Origin of the sequence: Streptomyces sp. SID4985 (assembly GCF_009863025.1) — a bacterium.
Taxonomy (GTDB): domain Bacteria; phylum Actinomycetota; class Actinomycetes; order Streptomycetales; family Streptomycetaceae; genus Streptomyces.
In genome coordinates, this window is sequence record NZ_WWIR01000261.1 from 1 (window position 1) to 23,738 (window position 23,738).

General features: G+C 72.4%; 23 protein-coding genes. 8 read left to right on the plus strand and 15 right to left on the minus strand.

All coding sequences use genetic code 11. The features are described from left to right. The 4 genes from GTW40_RS10645 to GTW40_RS10660 form a co-directional block, all read left to right on the plus strand. Positions 1 to 1,933, plus strand: a 1,933-nt coding sequence (locus GTW40_RS10645) for an acetoacetate decarboxylase family protein (RefSeq protein WP_161179922.1), incomplete at its 5' end; no start/stop codon positions are given. A gap of 70 nt (positions 1,934 to 2,003) precedes the next feature. Then, on the plus strand, positions 2,004 to 2,381 hold the full coding sequence (locus GTW40_RS10650) for a hypothetical protein (protein ID WP_161179923.1): 378 nt from the start codon (positions 2,004 to 2,006) through the stop codon (positions 2,379 to 2,381). 155 nt (positions 2,382 to 2,536) lie between these two features. Then, the gene (locus GTW40_RS10655) at positions 2,537 to 3,766 is read left to right on the plus strand and encodes a beta-ketoacyl-[acyl-carrier-protein] synthase family protein (protein ID WP_161179924.1); all 1,230 of its coding nucleotides are present in this window, start codon (positions 2,537 to 2,539) and stop codon (positions 3,764 to 3,766) included. A 139-nt stretch (positions 3,767 to 3,905) separates the two neighbouring features. Further along, positions 3,906 to 4,415 carry a hypothetical protein gene (locus tag GTW40_RS10660; RefSeq protein WP_161179925.1) on the plus strand — a complete coding sequence of 170 codons (510 nt, stop codon included), beginning with the start codon at positions 3,906 to 3,908 and terminating at the stop codon, positions 4,413 to 4,415. Here the strand turns inward: GTW40_RS10660 and nhaA are convergent. Both nhaA and GTW40_RS10670 read right to left on the minus strand, forming a co-directional pair. Further along, positions 4,390 to 6,297: a Na+/H+ antiporter NhaA gene (nhaA, locus tag GTW40_RS10665; RefSeq protein WP_161179926.1), complete on the minus strand. Its 1,908-nt coding sequence runs from the start codon at positions 6,295 to 6,297 to the stop codon at positions 4,390 to 4,392. The two genes, GTW40_RS10660 and nhaA, sit on opposite strands and share 26 nt — an antisense overlap. A gap of 209 nt (positions 6,298 to 6,506) precedes the next feature. After that, complete coding sequence (locus GTW40_RS10670) at positions 6,507 to 7,619, minus strand: PP2C family protein-serine/threonine phosphatase (RefSeq protein ID WP_237525446.1); 1,113 nt, start codon at positions 7,617 to 7,619, stop codon at positions 6,507 to 6,509. 136 nt (positions 7,620 to 7,755) lie between these two features. Here GTW40_RS10670 and GTW40_RS10675 point away from each other — a divergent pair, with 136 nt between their 5' ends. Further along, positions 7,756 to 8,460, plus strand: a complete 705-nt coding sequence (locus GTW40_RS10675) for an SMI1/KNR4 family protein (protein ID WP_161179928.1) — start codon at positions 7,756 to 7,758, stop codon at positions 8,458 to 8,460. 101 nt (positions 8,461 to 8,561) lie between these two features. Further along, positions 8,562 to 9,038, plus strand: coding sequence for a hypothetical protein (locus GTW40_RS10680; RefSeq protein ID WP_161179929.1), 477 nt, complete (start codon positions 8,562 to 8,564; stop codon positions 9,036 to 9,038). A 141-nt stretch (positions 9,039 to 9,179) separates the two neighbouring features. Here GTW40_RS10680 and GTW40_RS10685 read toward each other — a convergent pair whose 3' ends face one another. The 4 genes from GTW40_RS10685 to GTW40_RS10700 are packed head-to-tail and all read right to left on the minus strand — an operon-like array spanning position 9,180 to position 13,312. Beyond that, positions 9,180 to 10,205 carry a UDP-N-acetylmuramate dehydrogenase gene (locus tag GTW40_RS10685; protein WP_161179930.1) on the minus strand — a complete coding sequence of 342 codons (1,026 nt, stop codon included), beginning with the start codon at positions 10,203 to 10,205 and terminating at the stop codon, positions 9,180 to 9,182. Between the two features lie 16 nt (positions 10,206 to 10,221). Then, positions 10,222 to 11,262 carry a serine hydrolase domain-containing protein gene (locus tag GTW40_RS10690; protein WP_161179931.1) on the minus strand — a complete coding sequence of 347 codons (1,041 nt, stop codon included), beginning with the start codon at positions 11,260 to 11,262 and terminating at the stop codon, positions 10,222 to 10,224. Further along, positions 11,262 to 12,575: a UDP-N-acetylglucosamine 1-carboxyvinyltransferase gene (locus GTW40_RS10695; protein WP_161179932.1), complete on the minus strand. Its 1,314-nt coding sequence runs from the start codon at positions 12,573 to 12,575 to the stop codon at positions 11,262 to 11,264. The genes GTW40_RS10690 and GTW40_RS10695 overlap by 1 nt, the downstream gene beginning before the upstream one ends. Positions 12,576 to 12,580: 5 nt before the next feature. Next, a complete protein-coding gene (locus GTW40_RS10700) occupies positions 12,581 to 13,312 on the minus strand; it encodes a hypothetical protein (protein ID WP_161179933.1) in 732 nt (243 codons plus the stop codon). Positions 13,313 to 13,502: 190 nt separating this feature from the next. Between GTW40_RS10700 and GTW40_RS10705 the strand changes: the two genes are divergently transcribed. Beyond that, a complete protein-coding gene (locus GTW40_RS10705; protein WP_161179934.1) occupies positions 13,503 to 14,900 on the plus strand; it encodes a sporulation protein in 1,398 nt (465 codons plus the stop codon). A gap of 10 nt (positions 14,901 to 14,910) precedes the next feature. Here GTW40_RS10705 and GTW40_RS10710 read toward each other — a convergent pair whose 3' ends face one another. Both GTW40_RS10710 and GTW40_RS10715 read right to left on the minus strand, forming a co-directional pair. Next, positions 14,911 to 15,330 (minus strand): DUF6233 domain-containing protein, encoded by a 420-nt coding sequence (locus GTW40_RS10710; RefSeq protein WP_161179935.1) that lies wholly within the window; start codon positions 15,328 to 15,330, stop codon positions 14,911 to 14,913. Beyond that, the gene (locus GTW40_RS10715) at positions 15,311 to 15,517 is read right to left on the minus strand and encodes a hypothetical protein (RefSeq protein ID WP_161179936.1); all 207 of its coding nucleotides are present in this window, start codon (positions 15,515 to 15,517) and stop codon (positions 15,311 to 15,313) included. Before GTW40_RS10715 ends, GTW40_RS10710 begins: the two co-directional genes overlap by 20 nt. Before the next feature lie 88 nt (positions 15,518 to 15,605). Between GTW40_RS10715 and GTW40_RS10720 the strand changes: the two genes are divergently transcribed. After that, on the plus strand, positions 15,606 to 16,244 hold the full coding sequence (locus GTW40_RS10720) for an HAD family hydrolase (protein ID WP_161179937.1): 639 nt from the start codon (positions 15,606 to 15,608) through the stop codon (positions 16,242 to 16,244). A gap of 232 nt (positions 16,245 to 16,476) precedes the next feature. On the opposite strand, the gene GTW40_RS10725 is transcribed toward GTW40_RS10720, so the two are convergent. From GTW40_RS10725 to GTW40_RS10755, 7 genes are all read right to left on the minus strand, one after another. Further along, positions 16,477 to 17,466, minus strand: coding sequence for an aldo/keto reductase (locus GTW40_RS10725; RefSeq protein WP_161179938.1), 990 nt, complete (start codon positions 17,464 to 17,466; stop codon positions 16,477 to 16,479). Positions 17,467 to 17,678: 212 nt separating this feature from the next. Next, positions 17,679 to 18,905: a cytochrome P450 gene (locus GTW40_RS10730; protein WP_161179939.1), complete on the minus strand. Its 1,227-nt coding sequence runs from the start codon at positions 18,903 to 18,905 to the stop codon at positions 17,679 to 17,681. Between the two features lie 102 nt (positions 18,906 to 19,007). Continuing rightward, complete coding sequence (locus GTW40_RS10735; RefSeq protein ID WP_161179940.1) at positions 19,008 to 20,213, minus strand: cytochrome P450; 1,206 nt, start codon at positions 20,211 to 20,213, stop codon at positions 19,008 to 19,010. Then, the gene (locus GTW40_RS10740) at positions 20,213 to 20,797 is read right to left on the minus strand and encodes an ATP/GTP-binding protein (RefSeq protein ID WP_161179947.1); all 585 of its coding nucleotides are present in this window, start codon (positions 20,795 to 20,797) and stop codon (positions 20,213 to 20,215) included. The genes GTW40_RS10735 and GTW40_RS10740 overlap by 1 nt, the downstream gene beginning before the upstream one ends. Positions 20,798 to 20,810: 13 nt before the next feature. Further along, the gene (locus GTW40_RS10745) at positions 20,811 to 21,158 is read right to left on the minus strand and encodes a DUF742 domain-containing protein (protein WP_161179941.1); all 348 of its coding nucleotides are present in this window, start codon (positions 21,156 to 21,158) and stop codon (positions 20,811 to 20,813) included. Further along, entirely contained in the window at positions 21,155 to 21,562 is a 408-nt protein-coding gene (locus GTW40_RS10750; protein WP_161179942.1) for a roadblock/LC7 domain-containing protein, read from the minus strand. Before GTW40_RS10750 ends, GTW40_RS10745 begins: the two co-directional genes overlap by 4 nt. Continuing rightward, positions 21,559 to 23,394 carry a sensor histidine kinase gene (locus tag GTW40_RS10755; RefSeq protein ID WP_161179943.1) on the minus strand — a complete coding sequence of 612 codons (1,836 nt, stop codon included), beginning with the start codon at positions 23,392 to 23,394 and terminating at the stop codon, positions 21,559 to 21,561. The genes GTW40_RS10750 and GTW40_RS10755 overlap by 4 nt, the downstream gene beginning before the upstream one ends. Positions 23,395 to 23,738: the final 344 nt, after the last annotated feature.

The following is a 23,738-nucleotide window of genomic DNA, read 5'->3' on the forward strand; positions in this document are numbered from 1 at the left end:
CAGTCGCCTCTCCCCGGCCGCCCGCGCCGCGCTGCTGCGGGCGCTGACGGACCGCTGGGGCCTCGGTGTCCCGCCCGGCCGGGACGCCCGGGGTCTCGCCCGGATGCTCGGCGCGGGTGCCCGTACCCTCGGCGCGGAGAACCTGGCGGCAAGGGCGGCCGTCACCGCGCTGCGACTGCGGACCGCCGCCCTCCTCACCGGCCACCCCGAACTCGCCCGCGAACCCGGCGTCCGCAGACTCCGCCGCGCCCTCACCGCCCACCGCGACCGGGACGCCGTACGCGCCCTGCGCGGCCTGTTCCGCGACCCGGACGCCCAGCGCTCCCTGGCCGGACTCACCGCCCTGATGACCGAACTGCCGCCCGTACGCGCCCTGTTGGACGCCGAACCGGAGGACCGTGCGGGCGACCCCGAGGGCGGACCGGCGAGCGGACCCGGCGACGCGGCGGCCGAGGCCACCGCCCTCACCGACCAGGAACGGCAGACCATCGCCACCGAAGGCTCCTTCCTCGGCTTCCTGCGCAACATCGAGACGCTCTCCTGCGCCGGACGCGTCCTCGTGCAGAACGTGCGCGGCCCCGACGGCGTCGTCCGCTACGTCGTCCAGGCCCCCGGCACCGCCCCCGGCCGCCCCCGCGACGACTCACCGCCCGACGTACTCGGCGCCTGGCAGGAGCAGTTCACGCCCGGCTCGCCCTACACCCGCGCCCTGCTGCCCGCCGTCGAGGACCACGGCATCCCGCGCGGCGCCGACCTCGCGCTGATCGGCCACGGCGAGGGCGGTACCGCGCTGCTCAACCTCGCCCAGGACCCCGAGTTCTGCGCCACCTACCGGGTCACCCACGTCATCGCCGTCGGCTCGCCGCCCCATCGCGGCAAACCCGCCGACGCGCGCACCTGGGTCGCCCGCGTCACCGACGAACACGACATCGTCCCCGCCCCCGAGGGCCGGGGCCGCGCCTCCGAGGCCCACCCGAACCGCTACGAGGCCGAATTCGCCGGTACGGCAAGGGAGTTCCCCCGCTCCCACACACTGCGCGGCTACCTGGAGCACCTGCGCACCACCGCCCCCGCCGTACGCGACGACATCGACCGCGCGCTCGCGCCGTACCAGGGGCCCGTCGTGCGCACCCAGGCGTACCGTCTGAAGAACCGCGCCCATCCGCCCGACGGCCACCCCTTCCTCACGCTGCCCACCACGTCCCTCACCACCACCCGGGGCCCGGTCGCGCTGCCGGTGCGCTACCACGACTCCTCCTCGGCCCATCTGTGCTTCCCCGCCGACGCCGAGGCCGTACGCGCGCTGCTGCCCCACGTCGCCTGGATGCGGCCGAGCACACCGGCACGGCGCGCGATCGCGGTGCTGTCCCTGTACGAGCACCGCAGCTCCACCATCGGCCCCTACACCGAGATCGTCCTGTCGGTGCTGGTCGACGACCTGTGGCGGCCCCGCCCCCTCGACCTCGCCACCGACCTGCTGCGCCGCGCCGACCTGCGCCGCACCGGCCGGTACGTCCTCTCGCTCGCCGTCACCAGCGAGGAGGCCCAGGTGGTCGCGCGGGAGATCTGGGGCCTGCCCGCGCTGCGCGCCCCCGCCGAGGCCGATCTGATGGGACGTCATATCCGGTTCTCCGCACCGGACATCGGCGTCACCGTCGAGGGCCGCCTCGGTCCGGGCGTCCGCTGCCCCGAGGCCGACTGGGTCCTCTACGGCAGGCGCGGCGAGAGCACCGTACGCACCCTGGTCCGCACCAGCGGCCGCCCCCGGCTGCACCTCGGGACGGGGCTGCGGCTGCGCCTGGACACCTCCGCCGCCGAACCCATGTCCGGGCAACTGCGCAAGCTCGGCGCCGACGGGGCGCGGCCGCTGTTCGTGCTGTCCTGCCCACAGTCCATGGTCCACCGCGGTGCGGGGACGGTGCTGCCGCGCTGAGCCCGCCCCGCGACCTCACGACCGAGACGCGACCGACCCACGTGACCGACCCACGCGACCGGGAGCAGCCATGGTGACCGAGTCCCCCCGTACGACGCCGCGCGCGGCCGAACTCCTCGACCGGGCAGCCGGGTTGCGCGCGGACGCCGAGCTGATGGACGGATACGCCCGCCGCCTCGTCGCCACCGCCCAGGCCGTGGCCGCCTGTTCCCCCGCCCCCGCGCACACCCGCCCCGCCCTGACCCGTCAGGCGGCGGCCTGCCGCCGGGCGGCCCGCCAACTCCGCGCCGCCGCTTCCGTGTTGCTCGCCGCGCACCCGAGACCGGACGCCGCACCGACGGACCGGACGGACCGGACGGGTCGGTCGAGCGGTCGCGCGGGACGGCCGAGCGGCCTGCCGGGACGGCCTCCCGCCGCCGAACCCCGGTCGTACGACGGCATCACCTGAGCGGCATCCGCATGAGCGCCACCGCCCGAGCCGCGCCGCGTTCGCGCATACGGGTGGTAGCGGGAACCGTCCTCGGCCGAACGAGTGTGGCGCGGCGGCCCGGGCGCCAAGGGTCCGCATAATCACGGCACATGCAGCTCGTGAAATCAGGTGACATGAACCGGCGTCCCCCCGTGGCCGTCACCGGACTCGGACTGGTCACGCCGGCCGGAGTCGGCAGGGACGCCGCCTGGGACGGTCTCTGCGCCGGGCTCTCCACGGCGACCGCCGATCCGGGCCTGGACGGGCTGCCGGTGGCGTTCTCCTGCCAGGTCCCCGAACTCGACGCGGCCGGACTGCTCGGCCACCGGCTCAGCCGCCGCCTCGACCGTTTCACCACCTTCGCGCTGCTCGCCGCGCGCGAGGCCGTGGCCGACGCCCGGACCGGCCCCGACGGCTGGGAGGCCACCCGGGTCGGCGTCGTCATGGGGGTGGGCACCGGCTCCATGCAGGGCTGGCAGGCCGAGTTCGACCGGCTCGCGGACCAGGTGCCCGACCGGGTCTCCCCGCTCGCGCTGCCGCGCAGCGTGCCCAACATGGCCGCCGCCGAGATCGCCCTCGACCTCGGGGTCACCGGCCCCAACATGGTCGTCAGCACCGCCTGCGCCTCCGGCACCAGCGCGATCGGACTCGCCCGCGACTGGCTGCTCTCCGGCGCCTGCGACCTGGTCCTCGCCGGGGGCAGCGAATCGGCCCGACTGCCCATGACCGCCGCCTGCTTCGCCCAGATGCGCGCGCTGTCCCGTCGTACGGAGGCCCCGCACGAGGCGTCCCGCCCCTTCGACCGCGACCGCGACGGCTTCGTGCTCGGCGAGGGCGCCGCCGTCCTCGTCCTGGAGCGCGCCGAGGACGCCCGCGCCCGGGGCGCCCGCCCCGCCGCCTACGTCTCCGGATTCGGCGCCTCCTGCGACGCCCACCACTTCACCGCCCCGCACCCCGGCGGCGACGGCGCCGCCCGCGCCATCCGGGCCGCCCTCACGGACGCCGGACTCGCCCCCGAGGACGTCGACCACGTCAACGCCCACGGCACCTCCACCCCCCAGGGCGACCTCGCCGAACACAACGCCCTGCACCAGGTCTTCCGCCGCCCGCCGCCCGTCACCGCCGTCAAGGGCACCATCGGCCACGCCATCGGCGGCGCGGGCGCCATCGAGGCCGCCTGCACGGTCCTCACCCTGCGCCACCAGCTCATCCCGCCGACCGCCAACCTGCACACCCAGGACCCGGCGATCGACCTGGACATCGTCTCCAAGGCGCCCCGCCCGCAGGAGATGCGTGCGGCCATCAGCAGCTCGTTCGGCTTCGGCGGCCAGAACGCGGTACTGGCGTTCACGGCGGCCGACTGAGCGGGGCGGCTGCGCCGGGCGGGGGACATGAAGGCGAAGGAGACGGGATACGGGAACCGGGAAGCGGCATTCGTGGTCTTACGGTGCGTCAACGGCCGGGATCGGCCCGGTCTCGTAGAAAACAGGGTGAATCAGTCACATGTCCCTCCGCAACCCACTGACACCGCTGACCACCGTCGTCCTCGGCGCGGGCCTGGTCCTCGCCGCCGTGGCCCCCGCCCTCGCGGACACCTCCCACACGACTGCCCCGGCATCCGCCCGCCCCGCCGCCGTCACGACCGCCCAGGGCGACCCCCGCAACGTCACCCAGCGCGTGGCCGACTTCTACGGCGCCTACATCGACGCCGTCTGGGACGGCGAGGACCCGGCGAGCGCCGCCGATGCCAAGGCCCTGCGGAACTTCTACCTCTCGGCCTCCGCACGCAAGAAGATCGCCGCCTGGGAGCGCAAGAACCACGCCGACGGCGTCCTCTTCGCCCAGAACACCCCCGTGAAGTGGAAGGCCGCCTACAGCGGCTCGGGCATGGGCCACGCCACGACCCGCGTCACACTGACGTGGGGCGACGGCAAGCACCCGGAGACCACCTCCATCGACGTCCAGTCGGACCTCACGTCCCGCAAGATCACCGACCTGAAGCAGGTGCGCTGACGGCGGCGCGCTCCCGGGCACTGCGGACCGCCTCGGCGAGACCGCTCAAGTCGTAGGTGCCGCGGTACAGGCGGCCGTTGACGAAGAAGGTCGGTGTCCCCGCGACCCCGCTGAGGTCGGCCGACTCGACGTCCTCGGCCACCCGGGCGGCCCCCGCGTGGGTGCGCAGGTCCCGTTCGAAGCGGTCGGTGTCGAGGCCCAACTCCTCGGCGTAGCGCAGCAGATCGGAAATGCGCAGGGCGCCCTGGTGGGTGAGGAGGACGTCGTGCATGGGCCAGAAGGCGTCCTGCCGGGCCGCCGCCTCCGTGGCCTCGGCGGCCAACTGGGCATGGGGGTGCACGTCGTGCAGCGGCAGATGGCGCCATACGTAGCTGACGTCGTGGACGTCCGCGAGCAGGTCGCGCAGGGCGGGCTCGGCCTGGCCGCAGTACGGGCACTCGAAGTCGCCGTACTCGACCACGGTGACCGGGGCGTCGAGCGGGCCGCGCACATGATCGCGGTCCCGGTCCACGGGGACGGCGAGGTCGGTGATGCCCTCGGCCGTCCCCAGCAGCGCCCGGGAGCGGCCGATGCGCGGCAGCGTGTGGACGAGGCCGGTGACCACCCAGGTCAGTACGAGGGAGACCGGCACGGTGGCGAGGACGCCGACCTTGGCCTGGGTCAGCTCCTGGCCGGTGAAGGCGAGCGTGGCGATCAGCAGGGAGACGGTGAAGCCGACCCCGGCCGCCGTGCCGCCCGCGAGGACCGAACCCCAGCCGACCTGCGGACGCAGCCGTCCACGGCTCACCCGGGTGGTGACGAACTCGGCCACGAAGATGCCCAGCGGCTTGCCCACGACGTAGGCGATCAGGATGCCGAGGGTGACCGGTGAGCCGAGGCTGTGGACGAGCCCGGACCAGCTCACATGGATGCCCGCGTTGGCCAGGGCGAACAGGGGCACGATGACGTAGCTCGTCCACGGGTGGAAGAGTTGCTGGAGCCGCTCGTTCGGCGAGATCGCGGCGGCCAGACCCTGGCGCAGGTTCCGCTCCAGCTCCGGGGTGGGCTGCTCCCTGAAGAGCCGGAACAGTCCGGTGGCCCGCTCCAGTTCGCTGCGCGAGGCGGGGTAGGCGTAGGTGAGCAGCCCGAATGCCAGACCGGTGACGACGGGATCGATGCCCGACTCCAGCAGCGCCACCCAGACACAGGCCGCCGCCACCGCGTAGACCACGCCGTTGCGGACGCCGATCCTGCGCAGGAACAGCACCACCGCGAAGACGGCCGCGGCGGCGAGGAGCGCGGGCCAGGAGATGCTGCCGCTGTAGGCGAAGGCGATGACCGCGAGGGCGACGAAGTCGTCGACCACGGACACGGTCAGCAGGAAGGTGCGCAGCGCCGACGGCAGGCGCCTGCCGAGCAGGGCCAGCGTCCCGAGCGCGAACGCGGTGTCCGTGGACATCGCCGCGCCCCACCCGTGACCGGCGCCGTTCCCTCCGGCGAAGGCCAGGAAGATCAGCACGGGTACGAGCATCCCCATGAGGCCCGCGGCCAGGGGCAGTGCGACCCGGCGGCGCTCGCGCAGCTCGCCCATGTCGAACTCGCGGCGCGCCTCCAGACCGACCACGAAGAAGAACAGGGCCATCAGGCCGCTGTTGATCCAGCCGCGCAGGTCCAGGCCGAGCCCGGCGGAGCCCGCGCTGACGGACAGCCGCGTCGTCCAGGCGTCCTCGTAGACACCCGGCGCGAGACCTGCCCACACCAGCGCGGCGAGCACGGCCACCACCAGCACGAGCGCGCTGCCGGTCTCGGTGCGCAGGAAGTCCCGCAGTGGGGTGTGCAGGGATTTCGAGCAGGCGGTCTGCCCGGTCCCCGAAGGGGTGGCGCCGGTCGTATCGGTGATCATGTTCGGTGCTCGCAGGTCACACGGAGGCGATGAGCGGGGCCCCTCCAGAGTCCGCCAGCGGCGGGCATCGCGCCTGCCGAGGGGGGGTGGGGGCCGTGGGCGGTGCTGTGTGCGGGCCCTATGCGTGGGGGCCCTATGTGTGCGGGACCTTATGTGTGCGGAACCTTATGTGTGCGGGCTCTATGTATGGGATGTCCTGGACGAGCCGGTTACCTATGGTGTGCCCATCCATGGTGATGCCGATGATGGTCGGCCGGGGCCCGGTGTACGGCGACGAGGGCCGCATCGTCTCCGAGGCGGCCGCCCGCGTGGGCGAGAAGGTCGCGGCGCAGATGGTGCACCAGCGCCTCCGGGGTGTCGTCGGTCCAGCGGGCGACACGTTCGGCCAGGGGGTAGAAGCGGCCCTGGGCGTCGCGGGCCTCGATCACACCGTCCGTATAGAGGAGAAGGGTGTCGCCGGGGGTGAGGGCGAACGCGTCCACCGTGTGGTCGGCGTCGCCGTGGACACCGAGGGGCGGGGAGGGGTGCAGGCTCGGGACCGTGACGTGGTGGCCGGGGCTCAGCAGCAGCGGGGGAGGATGGCCGCAGCTGGTCATCAGGGTGATCGAGTCGCCCTCCGGGATCTCCACCAGCAGCGCCGTCGCGAAGCGCTCGCCCGCCTCCTCCGGGGTGTCCAGCTCGGCGGCGTACCGCGTGATGCTCCGGTCGAGTGCCGTGGCCAGCTCCCCGAGCGGCATGTGCCGGTGCGCGCTCTCCCGGAACGCCCCGAGCAGCAGCGCGGCCTCCCCGATCGCCGGAAGCCCCTTGCCGCGTACGTCCCCGATCAGGACCCGTACGGCCCCCTCGCCCGGCGTCACCGCGTACAGATCACCGCCGATCTGCGCCTCGTCCTCGGCCGCGAGATACAGCGAGGCGATCCGCAGCGGACCGATCTGTTCGGGCAACGGCCACATCAGCACGTGCTGCGCGGCCTCGGCGACACTGCGGACCTGCGCCAGCTGCGCCGTGCGCCGCTCCCGCACGACGCTGTAGACGACCAGGATCACGCACAGCACGGCCAGCGTCACGAGCTGCACGATGTGGTTCGTGGTGCCGATACCCCCGTGCTGGTACCCGATGAGCGCCTGCGCGGCCAGCGCGAGCGCCCCCACGAACGCCGTGGTCCTGGGCCCGGCCAGCGACGGCGTGAGCGCCGGCGCGATCACCAGCGCCGGCCCCAGATGCACATCCGCCGGCGCCCGCACGTCCACCACCGTGATCGCCACGATCAACGCCACCGGCAACAACAGCAACGCATGCGCCGACCGCACCGACCGCCGCATCCCCGCGGGCCACCACCCCAACCTCATTCCTTCAGGGTGCGCCAGGAGCGGGGCTGCGGCATGTCGTCGCACGCCGGTCGGAAGTTCCCTCACCTGGACCGACGCGGCTGTCGGCCGACCGGCTGTCTTGCCGGGCATGCACGCAGTGAACTGGGACGAGGTGCGCGATCGGACCGCCGCCCTCTATACGCGGCAAGGTACGGGTCTCGGCGGACAGGAGCTTCCGGAGGTCCTGAGCGAGGTGCAGGTACGCCAGGCCGAGGAACGGTTCGGCGTGGAGTTCCCCGAGGACTACCGCCAGTACCTGCTGCGGGTCAGCGCGGGCGGCCGGGTTCGGAGGCTGCGGAGCGACGGGGCGCGCTGGGACTGGGAAGGCGCTGGGTTCTGGGACCACGAGAAGCTGTATGTCCCGTTTCCCGACCAGGACGTCGCGCTGGCGGCGAGCGAGGACGCGTGGGAGCGCCAGCCGAAACGGGAGGACCACCCGTCCGACGCGGCCTACCAAGTCCAGTACGACGCCTGGCAGGAGGCCGCGGACGAACTCGAAGCCGCTCGGGTCACCGGGGCGGTCTTCCTCCACGACGACGGCTGCGGCTTCGCCACGCTTCTCGTGGTCAGCGGGCCCATGCGGGGGACCATGTGGTTCGACGGCCGGGCGACATCCGATCGCCTCAACCCGTTGCTCAACGACGACCGCCGGCCCGCGACCTTCGCCGAGTGGTACCTCGACTGGCTCACCCACGAGGAGTCGCTGACCACGCCCGAGCAGCGCCGTGCCGCCTACGAGAGCTGGCATGCGGGCGTGGGGACGCCCATCTGGTACCGGTGGTTCGCCTCGTAGAGCCAAGAAGGCCCGTCTGTCCGCTAAGTCACCGTCGCCGACCTGATCTCGGGCGCCCCATGCTGACCGCCTCCTCCAGCTCCAGCAGAGGAGGCTTTCCCATGTCCCGCTTCAACACCCGGGCCCAGCGCCCGGCCGCGCGCGACCCGGCTACCACGACCGGCAAGCGCACCGCCACCCACGAGGGTGGCGCCGCCTACGTCCGCGACGCGAAGAGCGAGCTGTTCCTCCTCGCCGTCACGAACATGGTCGGCCAGCAGAGCTTCTACGAGAGCGCCGAGGGCCGCGACAACCGCTACCGTCGGCTCGTAGGCCAGCTCGCCGTCGAGGACCCCGCGTGGACCTCCGGTCTGCTCGGCTGGCTGCGCAGCTCGGCCAACATGCGGTCGGCGGCCATCGTCGGCGCCGCAGGGTTCGTGCACGCCCGCCAGGCGGCCGTCGCCAAGGGCCCGGCGGCCATCGACACCAGCCAGCCGAACCGGTACGAGATCGGCGGGTTCTCCGACCAGCTGTTCACGATGGTCGACCTGCTGTCCCGTGGCCGGGAGGCAGGCTGGCCGTGGGAGCGGCCCGTCTGAGGCCCGGCTGAGGGCGCCTTCCGGGCTGGGCCCGCACAATGCCCCCGTCCCCTGCTCACGGCAGGGGACGGGGGCATCTTGGCGTTTGCGGAGGGCCATGTCCGAACGTCCCCGAACAGGGTGCCGGACCGACCGACCGGCTCACATGCCCAGCGTCACGATCTCCGGATGGAGCTGCACCCCGGTGGAGCTCAGTACGCGTGAGGCCATCGTGTGCAGGACCCGAGCCACATCCCTGGACGCGGCACCATCACGGACCGTCACGGTCAGCACCCGGTGGGCGGAGCAGAACACTCCGTTGGCCAGGCGAAGTCCGGGTTGGTAGCCGCACTGAGTCAGCAGCCACCCGGAACTGGCTCGCATGACACCCCGCATGTCGGTGTGAACGGGTCCGCCCGCCGCGCGTACGGCGGCGGCCTGCTCGTCGGTGACGGGCGGGTTGAGGAAGGCGCTTCCGGCCTGGCGCGCCTCCGGACCGCTGGCCGGCAGGGTCAGGCCGCGTGTCTCGCGGTCGGCGATCACGCCGGACGCGGCTTCCGCGAGGGGTGGTTGGGAGCCGAGCGGGACGTCGAGCGCTCCGGCCAGATGGCCGTACGACACGGGCGCGGCCACCTGACTGAGGTTCAGCCGCAGCGTGACGGTGAGGATGGTCCACCGTCCCGGCCGGGACTTGAAGATGCTGCTGCGGTAGCCGAACCCGCACTCGGAAGGCAGCAGTTCCACGGTGTGGCCGTGCTGCCAGTCGTGGGCGGTGATGCTGGTGAGGGTGTCGGATATCTGCTGTCCGTAGGCGCCGGTGTTCTGGACGGGGGCGGCGCCGACGGTGCCGGGGATGCCGCCGAGGTATTCGACGCCGGACAGGCCCTCGGCGACGGTGAAGGCCACGAGGGAGCCGAGCGGCTCCCCGGCCTGGGCGACGACCTCAACTCCGTCCTGGCCGAGCGGGCGGGCAGTGATGCCGCGGGTGGCCATGCGGATCACCGTGCCGGGTGCCCCGGTGTCGGCGGCGAGGGTGTTGCTCCCGCCGCCGAGCACGAACGGCGTCTGGCCGTCGCCCTGTGGGGCTCGGGCGAGGTCGGGCCACGCGGTGGGGTCTGTGTGGGTGAGGAATTGGTCGGCAGGTCCGCCGAGTCTCAGCGTGGTGTGGTCGGCCAGGAACTCACCCATTGGGGGCCTCCGATCGTCAGGTGGCGGAGATCGTCTTGAGCGCGAGGGAGCGCAGCGGGGCGATCTTGGTGCGGGCGTTGCCGTGGTAGACGGCGTTGGTGCAGAGGACGAGGTAGCGGCCGGTGTCGGGGGAGAGGTAGAGGCTGGTCCCGGTGAAGCCGTGGTGGTAGGCGACGCGCCCGCCGTCGGCGAGAATCCACGACAGCCCCCGGTCCAGGCCCGGTTCGATCTGCGCCTGGGCGACGAGGCTGGCGTTCAGCCACCGGCCGAGCGCGGTCTCGTCACCGCCCGCCTGCGCCGACAGCAGACGCTGCGCGTAGGTGGCGAGGTCGGCAGTGGTGGAGAAGACGCCAGCGTGGCCCGCGATTCCGCCGAGGAGCGCGGCGTTGTCGTCGTGGGCCGCGCCCCAGATGCGGGGTGCGCCGGTGAAGCGCTGCTCGGTGGGTGCTACCTGCCGGGTGCGGGCGAGGGGGCCGTACGCGGTGGCGTCCATGCCGAGCGACTGCCACAGCTCGGCCGCGAGTTCGTCGAGGCGGCGGCCGTAGAGGTGTGGGAGGGCCAGGCCGAGCAGGATGTAGCCGCGGTTGATGTACCTGTGCGGGCCGGGGGCGTCGTCGAGAGGTTCGCGGCAGAGGAGTTCGTGCAGTGGGAGTTCGGCGTTGCGGTAGTGGTCGAGGCGCGTGGAGGCGCGCAACCCGGAGGTGTGGGTGAGGAGTTGGCGGGCGGTGACCTCGGCGCTGGGGGTGTCGCCGTGCATGAGGGGCAGGGCGTCCCGGATCGGGGCGTCCAGGTCGAGGAGGCCCTCCTGGAGGGCCCGGCCGACCAGGAGCCAGGTGGCGACGACCTTGGTCAGGGACGCGATGTCGTACCGGGTGTGCTCGTCGGGTTCGGCGTCGCCGCACTCGGCGGCAATCCGGCCGGCGGTCAGGAACCGGGGGGTGTCGCCGAGGGTTCCGTGGGCGAGGACGCCGCCGGGGGTGGCGCCGTCGGCGATGACCTGTTCGAGGGTGTCCTGGAGACGGTTGGTGTCTTCGGTGGTAAACGGGATGGCGGGCATCAAGAGCCTCCGGGGGTGGTGGTGATGGCGGCTCCCAGCGTGACCAAATTGGGCAGCAGGTGGCCGTAGCCGCGCCGCAGGTGGTACATGCCGCGGATCGTAGAAGTGCCCTGCGCGGCGAGTCCGGCCAGTAGCAGAGCTGTGACAGCCCGGATGTCCGCGGCCTGGACGTCGGCGGCCTTCAGCTGGGCGACTCCGTGGATGCGGATGTCCTGGCCGGTGGACGTGATGTCCGCGCCGAAGGCGCGCAGCGGGGCCACGTGGGTGTCGCGCTGGGGGTAGATGGCCTCGAAGACGTGGCTGGTGCCGGTGGCCAGGGTCAGCATGGCGGCGAGCTGCGGGGCCGTGTCGGTGGGGAGTCCCGGATGAGGCCCCGTTCGTGCGTGGACGGCGCGCAGTCCGTCCCGGCCGACGGCGGCCCGGATGCCGCCCTCGTGGGCGGTCAGGTGCAGTCCGGCGGCGGCGAAGACCTGGCGCTGCCCTTCGGGGATCTGGGGCAGGGTGATGCCGTCCAGGTCGATGGTGCCACAGGTCACAGCACTGGCCATGATCATGGTGGCGGCCTCGATCCGGTCCCCGGCGACGGTGAACTCTCCGCCCTCGATCCGGCTCGTGCCACGGATGTGCAGGCCGTCGTCGTCCCAGGCGGCGCGGACACCGCGCGCGGCGAGGAAGCGGATCGTCTCGGTGACCTCCGGCTCAATGCTCGGGCTGGTGATCAGGCTGTCCCCTGGCAGGCGGGCGGCCAGCAGCAGCGCGGTCACCGTCGCCCCGAGGGAAGGACCGTAGGGGGTCGAGACGTCGACGCGGAACGGGCGCAGCCCGCCGCCGGGGGGCGTGGCGGCGTGGATGGTCCGGCCGTGCTCGTCGACGGTGATGATGGCGCCTGCGGCTTCCATGGCGGCCAGGTGCCGGTCGATGAGACGCGGGCAGAAGGCGTCCCCGCCCGGTACTGGGAAGTCGACCTGCCCGGCGCGGGACAGGATCGCGGCCGCAAGGACGGCGGTGGTGCGGACCTTCGCGCCCAGCTCGTGGTGCACGACCGGGCGCAGCACCGCGGCCGGGGCCACGTCGAAGTCGCCGTCGCACACAACGGTGTGGGTACCGGTGTGCGTGAGGATGGCGGCGCACACCCCGGTGTCCAGGATGTCGGGCGCCCCGTGCAGCTGAAGAGGGGTGTCGGCCAGGAGTGCGGCCGCGTACAGGTGAAGGGCGATGTTCTTGCTGCCCTGGACGGTCACGCGGCCGGAGAGCGGCCGCCCGCCCGTGACCTCGACGACCTGATGGTCCGCGTGCTGTGCGGTGGTGGTCATGGCGTTCACCGGACCCGAGAGCCAGCAGGCATGAAGCCGCCGAGCTGAGTGCGCGGGTAGATCACGGTGCGCGGGCCGATCAGCGTGCCGGGGCACAGGACGGTCCCGGCCGACAGGGTCACGCCGTCGCCGATGACCGCCCCGAACTTCGTCTGACCGGTGGGGTACTTGCGGCCGTCGAGGGTGACGACGATCTCCTTCACGGCGGGCTCGGTGACGGGTCCGTCGTTCGTGAGGAGGCCCGTGGTGGACGAGAAGGCGCCGAAGTTCACCCCGCTGCCGACGACGCTGTCACCGATGAAGGCGGCGTGCTTGGCGAACACGTGGGCGCCGAGGAGGCTGCGGGTGATCTCGGCGCCGAACCCGACCTGGGTGCCGGGGCCGATCACGACGTGGTCGCGGACGTACGCCCCCGCACTGATGACGGCGCCTTCGCAGACAAGGACCGGACCGGTCACGCGGGCCCCGGCCTCGATGCGGGCGCCGTGCTGGACGATGACGTCGCCGGTGACGTGTGCGCCGTCCTCGACGAGTCCGCTGCGGTCGGTCAGTCCGGCGGCGGCCGGGTTGTCGAGGTCGCCGGTCAGGACCGGCTTGATGTTGAAGACGTTCCGGCAGCGGGCGAGCAGATCGGTGACGTACGGGCCGAGCTGCTCCCCGGAGAGGTAGTAGGCCGGGGTGAGTTCGTCGACGACTGTCTCGGGGGCGGGCGTGGGTGTGAGCAGGGTGGGGCTCATGGTGCCTCCTGTGCCTGTTGGCCGGTGGGATGGCACTAGGAAACGCCCGCAGTCCTAGGACTGTGCAGGCTCACAAGGGGGGCTCACAACTCGCAAACCGTCGATTCTGTGCGTGCGTTGGTCCTACTCTGCTGCTCCCGGCTCCGGGCAGGCTGAGCCTCCGGCCGGGACGTCGAGGAGGTGTCTCGTCATGGCTCCCACCGAACGCCGGGCCAAGCCCCCCAACGTCGCCCTGGAGCACGTGCTCAACGTGAGCGGCATGAGCCAGAACGCCTTGGCCGGCCGGGTGAACGAACTCGCCCGGACAGCAGGGCTCGACGTTCGGTACACCCATACGAGTGTCGTTAACTGGACCCGCCGGGGCATGACTCCGAAGCCTCCGGTGCCGTCGCTTATCGCCCGTGCGCTGGCCGAACGCCTCGGCCGGCCGCTCGATGTCGCCGAGATCGGCATGAGCACCGTGCGCGAGAACGCGGAGGATCTGGGGTTGGATTTCGCCCGGGACACCGCCGAGGCCGTACGTCATGCCGTCACTTTCTGGAGCACCGTGGAACACCTGGACCGCCGCCGCTTCCTCAGCCACGCCTTTGCCGTAGGCAACTACGGCGTCCCCGTCACCCGCTGGCTCGGTGTGCCCGTCGACTCCGGCGCAGCCCACCGCGGCGGCACTCAGCTCGTCGGCCGCGAGGACCTGGCCGAACTGTGGCAGGCCGCGGAAGAGGCACAACGGTGGGACTCCAAGTACGGCGGCGGCAACTGGCGCTCCTCCTCCGTCACCCGCTGTCTGGCACGCCGGGCCGCCCCGCTCCTGCACGGCTCCTACAGCGACGAGATCGGACGCGGCCTGTTCTCCGTGACCGCCGAACTCGCCCGAGTCGCTGGCTGGAGCGCTGTTGATGCCGGGCACCACGACATCGCCCAGCGGCACTTCGTCCAGGCCCTGCGCATGGCCAAGGCAGGGGGCGCGGTGGACATCGGCTGCCACGTGATGGCCAACATGGCGCTGCAAACCCTGCTGCGGGGCTATCCCGACGAGGCCATCGACATGGTGCAGGGCGCCTACGACCGCTCCCGTGGCCGTGCGGGCCACCGGGTCCTGGGATTCACCAAGCTCATCGAGGCCCGCGCACACGCCAAGGCAAGCGACGCCAGGGCCGCGGCCGCAGCGCTTGACGCCTCCGAACGCCGCCTGGAACAGGCGGAGAAGGACGCCGACGAACCCGCCTGGATTCGGTACTTCACACACGCCCGGCTCTCCGCCGACGCCGTCGAAGTTCACCGCGACTTGCGGAGTCCTGCTGCGGCCTGGCGCTGGAACACGCAGGCCGCCGCCATGTCCCCCGACAGCTTCGCCCGTTCCGTCGGCCTACGCCTGACCGTACTCGCCACCACTCATCTCCAAGAGGGGAGCCTCGACCAGGGCCTCGCCCTCGGGAATCGGGCCATCGACATCCTCGGTCGCGTGGCCTCCGTGCGTGCCCGTGACTACGTCGCAGACGTCACCGCCGCCCTGACCCCCTGGAACCGGGAACGGCCCGTAGCCGAGTTCCTCCACCGCGCCCGCACCGAACTCACCCTCGCCAGCTAGGTAATGACGGTTACGCCTCCTCCATCCCCAGCGGCGTATCCGGTCGGCAGGCGGTGCACGGCTCGATCGTCGGCTCGGTGAGCGCGGCCCTCGCTTCGTTGGCCCGGACTGGCTCCGATGCGCCCGAGATCACCACGCAGGTCGCCAGATGGATGATGGCGGGTTCATGCCCGTTCGGGGTGCGCTTGTGCTGGACGACGTATCCGGTCGCGGCCGAAGAATGGGCGGCGGCGGGGCCTGGTCCACGACTGCCCTTTGCCCGGCGTACGGGCCGCTGCCGCGTGGGCGGATCGGCCTGTGCGAGGGCGTTGTGTACCGCGTTGCGCCGGATGCGCAGGTAGGTGCCGACGGTGTCGTTGTCCGTGATCTGCCGGTCGAGATGGGCCAGGATCGCCCGGGGTCGGGGTGGGTCAGGTGGCAGATCGGACATGATGTGCACCGTGCAGCGCCGCCCAGGAGCCCGCCCGTCGGCCGTGCCGGTGCGGGTGGAACATCACCTCCGCCGACAGGCGGATGAGCTGTCGGCGGAGCGCGGTGCTCGGCCGGACGGCGAGCTGGCGGTAAGCGGCGTGCCACTCCTGTTGCGCGTGAAGCAGGTCGTTGGGAATCGGCCTCATGGCTGAATTCAAGCATGTGTTCGATTTCTTAGGCCAATGGGCCGGTGCGGCCAGAGAGGGCACAACCGCCGGGCCGTAGGCTGCCAGGGTGATTGACACCGTGGTGCTGGACGTCGGCGAGACCATCACCCGAGACGATCGGCACTGGGGTTCGTGGGCCGACTGGCTCGGCGTACCCCGCCACACCCTGTCCGCCCTCGTCGGAGCCGTCGTCGCGCAGGGCCGGGGCAACGCTGACGCCGTGCGTCTCCTCCGTCCGGGCATCGACCTGGCGGCCGAGTACGCCGCGAGGGAGGCCGCCGGCCGCGGCGAGCAGCTCGACGAGGACGACCTCTACGACGACGTCCGGCCCGCGCTCTTCGCGCTCCGGCAGGCCGGGGTCCGCGTCGTCATCGCCGGGAACCAGACCGCCCGCGCCGGGGAGCTGCTGCGCGGCCTCGACCTGCCCGCCGACGTCATCGCGACGTCGGGGGAGTGGGGGGTGGCCAAGCCGGAGCCGGAGTTCTTCCACCGCGTCCTCGATGTCGCCCAGGCGCCCGCCGACCGCACCCTCTACGTCGGCGACCACCCCGCCAACGACGTGATCCCTGCGGCCGCGGCCGGGCTGCGGACCGCGCATCTGCGCCGGGGCCCGTGGGGCAACCTGTGGACGTCCGGGGACGCGGCGAAGGCAGCGGACTGGCGTATCGACAGCCTGATGGAGCTGCTCGACATCGCCACCCGCTGAACAACGAAACGGCCCCGCCGGAGAATGGCGGGGCCGTTTGCGGCCTCTGCGCGGCCCCGCCAGTCGATCCTGACGGCGACCGTGTTGCCCCGGCCGGCACGGGGCGCCCGGACGGCCGCTTCTTTACGACCAGCGCGTCTGGCTGGATCACCCTACGAACACCCGGATGATCTGAAGGCCCTGGCCGTCCGCTTCCCGCCAGCGGACAGGCAGGGCCCCCGACCGCCGTCGGTCAGCGGTTCACCGACCGCATTCCCTCCTCGTCGTACCGCTCGCCCGACACCTCCGGCAGCTCCGCGTCGATGCGCGCCAGGTCCTCCGGCGTCAGCTCGATGTCGACGGCGGCCGCGTTCTGTTCGAGGTAGGAGCGGCGCTTGGTGCCGGGGATGGGGACGATGAAGTCGCCCTGGGCGAGGACCCAGGCGAGGGCGAGTTGGGCGGGGGTGACGCCCTTCTCTTCCGCGATCTCCTTGACCTTGGCCACCAGGCGGAGGTTGGCCGCGAGGTGGGCGTCGGTGAAGCGGGGGTTCTGGCGGCGCCAGTCGTTGGGGTCCAGTTCGTCGGGGGAGGAGAAGCGGCCGGCGAGGAAGCCGCGGCCGAGGGGGGAGTAGGCGACGAAGCCGATGCCCAGCTCGCGGCAGGTCGGCAGCACCTCGGCCTCGACGTCCCGGGACCACAGGGAGTACTCGCTCTGTACGGCCGTGATGGGGTGGACGGCGTTGGCCCGGCGCAGCGTCTCCGCGCTCGCCTCGCTCAGGCCGATGTGCCCGATCGTGCCGTCGGCGACCAGCTCGGCCAGCGCGCCGACCGTCTCCTCGATGGGGACCTTCGGGTCGACGCGGTGCTGGTAGTACAGGTCGATGTGGTCGGTGCCGAGGCGCTCCAGGGAGCCGCGTACGGAGCTGTGCACGTGTTCGGCCGAGCCGTCCTGGGGGCCGACGGTGGACATGTCGCCGGGTACGGCGTCGTCCATCCGGTAGTTGAACTTCGTGGCGAGGACGTAGTCGTCGCGGTGGCCCCGGATCGCCTCGCCGACCAGGGACTCGTTGGTGAGCGGCCCGTACATCTGGGCGGTGTCGAGGAAGTCGATGCCCAGTTCCCGGGCGCGGTGGATGGTGGCGATGCCCTCCTTCTCGTCGGCCGTGCCGTAGAACGCGGACATTCCCATACATCCGAGACCGATACTCGAAACCGTCAGATCCCGCAGGTTGCGCTTTCGCATCGTCCAGCCCTTCCGCACTCGATCATGGCCACCCGTACGGCACGAACCCCCTCCTCCATCTAGCGACGGAATCGCCCGCCCGGCATCCCGTGAGGGGGACGCCGGGCGGGCGGCGGGCCGTACCGCGCCGGGTGCTCACGACGCTAGGTGCTGGAGTGCGCTCCAGCGCAAGTCGGCCGTTCAGAGGCAGGCCGACCGTTCAGCGGCGCACGTCAGCCGTTCAGGCGCACCGGCAGCTCGAAGAGGTCGTTCTGGGTGACCACCGGCTTGTTGCGCAGGTCGGCGGCCGGGACCGCGAGGTCCAGGTGCGGGAAGCGGGCGTACAGCGCGGGCAGGGCGACCCCCGCCTCCAGGCGGGAGAGCGCCGCGCCGGGGCACACGTGCGGGCCGTGGCCGAAGGAGATGTGCCGGTTCTTCGTCTCGCGCGTGATGTCGAACTCCCCGGCGCTCGGCCCGTGCGCCTGCTCGTCGCGGCCGATCGCGCCGTACGACACGATCAGCGCGTCCCCGGCCGGGATGACCTTGTCGCCGACCGGTACGTCCTCGGTGGCGAAGCGGATCAGCACGTGCGAGGTCGGCGTGGACCAGCGCAGCGTCTCCTCGACGACCGCGGACCAGTCGGCCTGCCCGGACAGGACCAGGGCGCGCTGGTCGGGGTGGGCGGAGAGGTTGACGACCGCGTTGACGATCAGCGAGATCGTGGTCTCGTGACCGGCGGCCACCATCAGCTGGAGGGTGGAGACGATCTCCTCGTCGGTGAGGTGGTCGCCGTCCGCCGAGGCACGGATCAGGGCGCTGGTGAGGTCGTCGCCCGGCTCGGCCCGCTTCGCCGCCACCGTGGCCGCCATGATCCCGGCCAGCTCGGTGAGGGTCGCGAGGACCTCGGCGGGCGGGGTCTGGGTGGAGAAGAACTTCTCGAACAGGACCTTCAGACGCGGGAGTTCGGCGGCGTCGATGCCCATGAGGTCGGCGACGACGAACATCGGCAGGGGGTAGGCGAAGGCCGCCTTCAGGTCCACCGTCTCGTCACCTGCGGGCAGCGCGTCCAGGAGGTCCTGGGTGAGCTTCTCGATGCGCTCGCGCATCAGCTCCACCCGGCGCGGGGTGAGCGCCTGCGCGACCAGGGTGCGCATTCTGCGGTGGTCGGCGCCGTCCACGGTGAGCATCGAGCGGCCCGGGTTGGCCAGGCCGATCAGCGGCCAGTCGGCCGGGATCTCACCGCGCCGCCAGGCGCTCCACACGTTGATGTCCTTCACCAGACGGGGGTCGGTGAGCAGCGCCTTAGCCTCGGCGTGGTGCGTGACCGCCCACACCGGCACGCCGCCGGGCAGCTCCACGGCGGCGAGCGGACCGGCCGCGCGCAGGGCCGCGCTCTCGCCGTCCAGGTCGGTGACGAAGGGGTCGAGGGGGATCGGGGACGTCGCGGTACCGGTCGTCATCGGGACATGCCTCCCAGGGCAGGGGTCGGAGTACTGCGCGTCGCGCCGGGGACGGCCCCGGACCCGGCCGGAGCAGCGAACTCCGGCCGGGGTGACGCGAGATCAGAGGGCGGGTACGGGCGTGAACCGGACGGGCAGCTCGGTCAGCCCGCGCAGCCAGGGCGAGGGGCGGCGGCTCAGGGATCCGGCGGGCACCGCCAGATCGATGTCCGGCAGCCGGTCGAGGACGACCTCGATGCCGGTGCGCGCGATCACCTCGGCGATCTCCTGCGCGGGGAACGGACAGCGGTGCTCGCCGTGCCCGAAGGAGAAGTGCGCGTTGTTGCCGCCGGTCAGCGCCGAGGCGTCGGTGCGCACCTGGGGATCGGAGTTGGCGCCCTGGAGGCCGAGCAGCAGCAGATCGCCCGCCCGGATGCGGCGGCCGCCCAGGTGGGTGTCGCGGGCCGCCCAGCGCCCGGCCACGTTCTGGGTCGGGGTGTCCTCCCAGAGCACCTCGTTCATCGCCTCGGCGACGCTGTTGCGGCCGCCGAACAGCGAGGCGGCGAACCGCTCGTCGGTCAGCATCAGCCGCAGCGAGTTTCCGATCCAGTCGGCGGTCGGCTGGTGACCGGCCGCCATCATGACCATCAGGTCCTGGACCAGCTCCTCCTCGGTGAACCCGCTGTCATCGGCGAGCATCCGGGAAACGACGTCGTCGGCGGGCTCCTTGGCCCGTTCGGCGACCAACCGGGCCATGGAGGAGGCCAGATGGGCCTGCCCGGCGAGCGCCCGCTCCCGGCCGTCGATCATGTCGTTGAGCGCGGTGACGAGCCCCGGTCCCTCCTCGTCCGGGAAGCCGTACAGATGCGCCAGCACCCGTACGGGCAGCAGTCCGGCGTACTGGCCCACGAGGTCGGCCTCGCCCGAGGAGCACAGCGAGTCGATCAGCTCGTCCGCGAACCGCTCGGCCTGGCCCCGGAGTTCGAAGGGGTCGACCGACTCCAGCGCGTTGCTGACCATCGCCGCGCGCTGGCGGTGCCGTTCGCCGACGGTGTAGAGGATCGACGGCTGGCGGTGGCCGATCATCGGGAGCAGCGGCCAGTCGTCCGGCACGTTCTCCCACTGGTTCCACAGCTCGGAGTCGCGGCTGAACAGCACCGGATCTCCGGTGACTTGATGCAGTTCGCGGTAGCCGAGCACCAGCCACGCGGGCAGGTCGCCGTCGAGCAGCACCGGCACCACGGAACCGTGGTCGCGGCGCATCTCCCGGTACAGCTGGGCGGGTTCGGTCTGGAACCGGGGTCCGCCGAGGGGCACGGCGTCGGTCATCACACCACCTCCGCCGTCAACGACCCTGCGGCAGCGGCGTATTGCCTGCGCACATGCTCGACCAGGGTGATCAGGACCCGCTTGGCCGACTCGCGGTCACGGGCGTCGCAGTCGATCAGCGGAATGTCCGGATCGAGGTCCAGGGCGGCACGCACCTCCTCGGAGGCGCGCACCGGGCCGCCGAAGTCGTTGCAGGCCACGATGAACGGCGTGCCGTGGTGTTCGAGGCGGTCGATGGCGTACCAGGAGTCGTCGATGCGCCGGGTGTCCACCAGCACCACCGCGCCGAGGGTGCCCGAGAACAGCCGGTCCCACAGGAACCAGAACCGCTCCTGGCCCGGCGCCCCGAACAGATACAGCACGTTGTGCGCGTCCAGGGTGATGCGGCCGAAGTCGAAGGCGACGGTCGTCGCGGACTTGCCGCGCACCTGCTCGATGTCGTCCACCGACGCACCGGCCTGCGTCATCGTCTCCTCGGTGTTGAGGGGACGGATCTCGCTGACCGAGCGGACCAGGGTGGTCTTGCCGACGCCGAAGCCGCCCACGACGACGATCTTCAGACCGTTGTCGGCGGAGGCACCCAACGGGGTGCGCGCGTCAGAGATTGCGGAGTCCAACGAGCACCTGCTCCAGGATGTCGGGGTCGGTGATGGCCGGCCGGTGCGGATGGCGTGCGCTGACGCGCCCCTGGTCCAGCAGATCGCCGAGCAGCACCTTGGTGATGCCGACGGGCAGCCGCAGCTCGGCGGCGATCTCGACGACCGAGGTGGGGAACTCGGTCATCCGCAGGATCGCCACCATCTCCGACTGCATACCGGGCGTGGGCGCCGACTCGGCGACGACCAGCGTGACCAGGTCGAACGGGTTGTCGGGAGTCGGGCCCACACGTCCGTGCGTGATCGTGTAGAGACGGTCAGGGGCGTCGTCCCTGCCGGGACGGCTCATGAGGAACGGGGCGGAGCGGTCAGGTGCTCACCGATCTGCTCCACCAGTTCGCTCATGGTGTGGCCCACGACGCCGGGGTCCGCGTCGTCGCTGGTGATCACCGCCAGGTGGGCTCCCGAGCCCGCCTCGACGATGAACAGCACTCCGCCGTAGAACTCGGTCATCGCGGAGCGGACCCCGCCGCTGCCGTCCCCGAACTCCACGGACGCGCCCTGCGACAGGGACTGGATGCCCGCGGCGATCGCGGCGAGCTGGTCGGCCTGGTCGACGGACAGCTCGGGCGAGCGGCACAGCTTCAGCCCGTCCCGGGACAGCACGAGCGCGTGCTTCGCACCCGGCGTCTTCTCAAGGAGCCCCTCGAGGAGCCAGGTCAGCTTGTCGTCGGTGGTGGTCGGGCCGGTCATGAAGTGGGGCCTTCCGGGTGCGTGGGGTGGTGCTCGGACGAGGAGGTGCCGTCGGGGGCGACGGAGGTGGTGGCATCGGGGGCGGCGGCCTCGGCGTGTCCGCCCGCCGCGCCGTCGCCCCGGGCGGCCACCGGGTCCACCGGGTGCCTGTGGGCGGGGCTTTCGCCCGGGGAGACGTCGGCGGGGGCGCCGCTGCGGGGACGCGGGACGGTGGCGCGGGTGCGCTCCGCGCGGGCGGGGGACGCGGGGTCCGCCTCCGTGTGGGCGGTGCCGGTAGGTCGGCGGGGCTCGGCCGGGGCGTCCGAGACCGGGGTGCCCGAGGTCGGGGCGTCGGAGGTCAGAGTGCCCGGGGCCAGGGCGTCGGAGGCCGGGATGCCCGGGGCCAGGGCGTCCGAGACCGGGGCACCCGGGGTCAGAGCGCCCGGAACCGGGCCGTCCGCCTCGGCCGGTGACGCCGCCTCCGGCCTCGCGGAGCCCGACGTGGTGCCGGACGGCCGTACCGCCTTGCGGAAGCTCGTGAAGCGGGCCGCCCGGGTCTTGGCCTGGTCCGGATCGGGGGCCGGGGAGGGGTTCGCGGAGCGGGCCGCGCGGGAGCGTTCGGCCTCCGCCAGGGTGCGGCCCCGGCGGCGGCGCGGGAGGTTGTCCGACTCCTCCGGCTCGACGTCGACCGGCGCCGGAAGGGCTGTCGGGGGCACCCGCTCCGGCGGGACCGGGCTCGTCAGGATCTCCTGCGGGACCAGCATCAGCACGCCCGTGCCGCCGCGCGCCGAGGGCCGGAAGGAGACCTTGAGACCGTGCTTGCGCGACAGCCGCCCCACCACCGCGAGCCCGAGCCGGGTACCCGTGAGGCCGCCGAGCCCGGACACGTCACCGGTGACCGCCTTCTCCGCGCGGCGCAGCTGCACGTCGCCCATCACCAGGCCGCTGTCCTCCACGGACACGATGACCCCGGCCGGGACCTCCTCCACGTACACATGGACCTCGGCGGTCGGCGGCGAGAAGTTCGTCGCGTTGTCGAGGATTTCGGCCAGCGCGTGCATCACGCCCTCGGCCGCGTGCCCGGCGACGGCGGCATCGCTGGTGGAGTGCACCCGCACCCGCCGGTAGCCGCCGATGCGCCCCATCGCGCCGCGCAGGATGGACTCCAGCGCGATCGGTCGCGCCCACCGTCGGCCCGAACGGGCCCCGGTGAGTACGGCGATGGAGTCGGCGAGGCGGCCCGCCTGGGCCGTACGGTGGTCGAGGTGGAGCAGATCGGTGAGCACGTCCTCGTCGGTGTGCCGGTCCTCCATCGCGCGCAGGTCGGCCAGCGTGGCCGTGGCGAGGGCCTGCATCCGGGCCGCCGCGTTGGAGGTCGCCGAGACCGCCGCCGCCCGCTCGCGCCGAGCCTGCTCCAACTCCTCTCGAACGGACTCCAGTTCGGAGCAGAGTTCATCGAGCGAACCGGCGCCCTCCCGCTCCAGCCGCTGCCGCTCCTCCTTGAACTCCACCCGCTGGGCGGCGAGTTCGTTGATGAGCCGCTGCTGCTCCCGGCGCGCGTCCTCCGTCTGGCGGTCGCGCTGCTGGGTGAGGCGGGCGATGTCCCCGGCCGCCCCCTCCAGACGGCGGTGCAGTAGACGCCCGGTGTGGACGGCGTACGCGGCACTCGTCACGGCGGCCGAGAGCAGGGCCGCGGCCGGAATCCCGCACCACAGGAGCGCGTTGCGCGCCGGGTCCGGCGCGATCGCCACCGCCACGGCGAGCGCGAGCACCGAGAAGGCGGCGGTCGCGGCGAGCGCGGCGGCGAGCGCGCGGAGGGAGGAACGGTCGCCTGATGGCGTGGGCGCGGTCATCGGTCCGGTGTGGTCCTCGCGGCAGATGGCAGATGGCAGATGGCAGATGGGAGTTGGCACAGAGGGGGGAACAAAACGGGAACGGCGGAGCGGCGCGGGTCGGCTGACGGAAAAACGACTGTCTCGGTGAACCGGCGGTCACTATACGAGAGTTGATGATCAAAGTGGAAAGAAAGCAGCGGCAGTCCATGAAGTGGACGTGCAAACCCGCGCGTTGGCCGTGAACCGGGCGCCCGGTGCCGTATGCCCATACGGCACGGAACGCCGGACGCCCCCGGGTCGCGCGAGGTTGAGCCCCCGGAACCCGATTCTTGTCACGGAGTCGCCCCCGCCGAAGATCTTGA

Excerpts from the sequence above, each read along its gene's own strand:
- GTW40_RS10650 (WP_161179923.1), top strand. The coding sequence starts at position 2,004 with ATGGTGACCGAGTCCCCCCGTACGACGCCGCGCGCGGCCGAACTCCTC.
- GTW40_RS10655 (WP_161179924.1), top strand. The coding sequence starts at position 2,537 with ATGAACCGGCGTCCCCCCGTGGCCGTCACCGGACTCGGACTGGTCACG.
- GTW40_RS10660 (WP_161179925.1), top strand. The coding sequence starts at position 3,906 with ATGTCCCTCCGCAACCCACTGACACCGCTGACCACCGTCGTCCTCGGC.
- nhaA (WP_161179926.1), bottom strand. The coding sequence starts at position 6,297 with ATGATCACCGATACGACCGGCGCCACCCCTTCGGGGACCGGGCAGACC.
- GTW40_RS10670 (WP_237525446.1), bottom strand. The coding sequence starts at position 7,619 with ATGCGGCGGTCGGTGCGGTCGGCGCATGCGTTGCTGTTGTTGCCGGTG.
- GTW40_RS10675 (WP_161179928.1), top strand. The coding sequence starts at position 7,756 with ATGCACGCAGTGAACTGGGACGAGGTGCGCGATCGGACCGCCGCCCTC.
- GTW40_RS10680 (WP_161179929.1), top strand. The coding sequence starts at position 8,562 with ATGTCCCGCTTCAACACCCGGGCCCAGCGCCCGGCCGCGCGCGACCCG.
- GTW40_RS10685 (WP_161179930.1), bottom strand. The coding sequence starts at position 10,205 with ATGGGTGAGTTCCTGGCCGACCACACCACGCTGAGACTCGGCGGACCT.
- GTW40_RS10690 (WP_161179931.1), bottom strand. The coding sequence starts at position 11,262 with ATGCCCGCCATCCCGTTTACCACCGAAGACACCAACCGTCTCCAGGAC.
- GTW40_RS10695 (WP_161179932.1), bottom strand. The coding sequence starts at position 12,575 with ATGACCACCACCGCACAGCACGCGGACCATCAGGTCGTCGAGGTCACG.
- GTW40_RS10700 (WP_161179933.1), bottom strand. The coding sequence starts at position 13,312 with ATGAGCCCCACCCTGCTCACACCCACGCCCGCCCCCGAGACAGTCGTC.
- GTW40_RS10705 (WP_161179934.1), top strand. The coding sequence starts at position 13,503 with ATGGCTCCCACCGAACGCCGGGCCAAGCCCCCCAACGTCGCCCTGGAG.
- GTW40_RS10710 (WP_161179935.1), bottom strand. The coding sequence starts at position 15,330 with ATGTCCGATCTGCCACCTGACCCACCCCGACCCCGGGCGATCCTGGCC.
- GTW40_RS10715 (WP_161179936.1), bottom strand. The coding sequence starts at position 15,517 with ATGAGGCCGATTCCCAACGACCTGCTTCACGCGCAACAGGAGTGGCAC.
- GTW40_RS10725 (WP_161179938.1), bottom strand. The coding sequence starts at position 17,466 with ATGCGAAAGCGCAACCTGCGGGATCTGACGGTTTCGAGTATCGGTCTC.
- GTW40_RS10730 (WP_161179939.1), bottom strand. The coding sequence starts at position 18,905 with ATGACGACCGGTACCGCGACGTCCCCGATCCCCCTCGACCCCTTCGTC.
- GTW40_RS10735 (WP_161179940.1), bottom strand. The coding sequence starts at position 20,213 with ATGACCGACGCCGTGCCCCTCGGCGGACCCCGGTTCCAGACCGAACCC.
- GTW40_RS10745 (WP_161179941.1), bottom strand. The coding sequence starts at position 21,158 with ATGAGCCGTCCCGGCAGGGACGACGCCCCTGACCGTCTCTACACGATC.
- GTW40_RS10750 (WP_161179942.1), bottom strand. The coding sequence starts at position 21,562 with ATGACCGGCCCGACCACCACCGACGACAAGCTGACCTGGCTCCTCGAG.
- GTW40_RS10755 (WP_161179943.1), bottom strand. The coding sequence starts at position 23,394 with ATGACCGCGCCCACGCCATCAGGCGACCGTTCCTCCCTCCGCGCGCTC.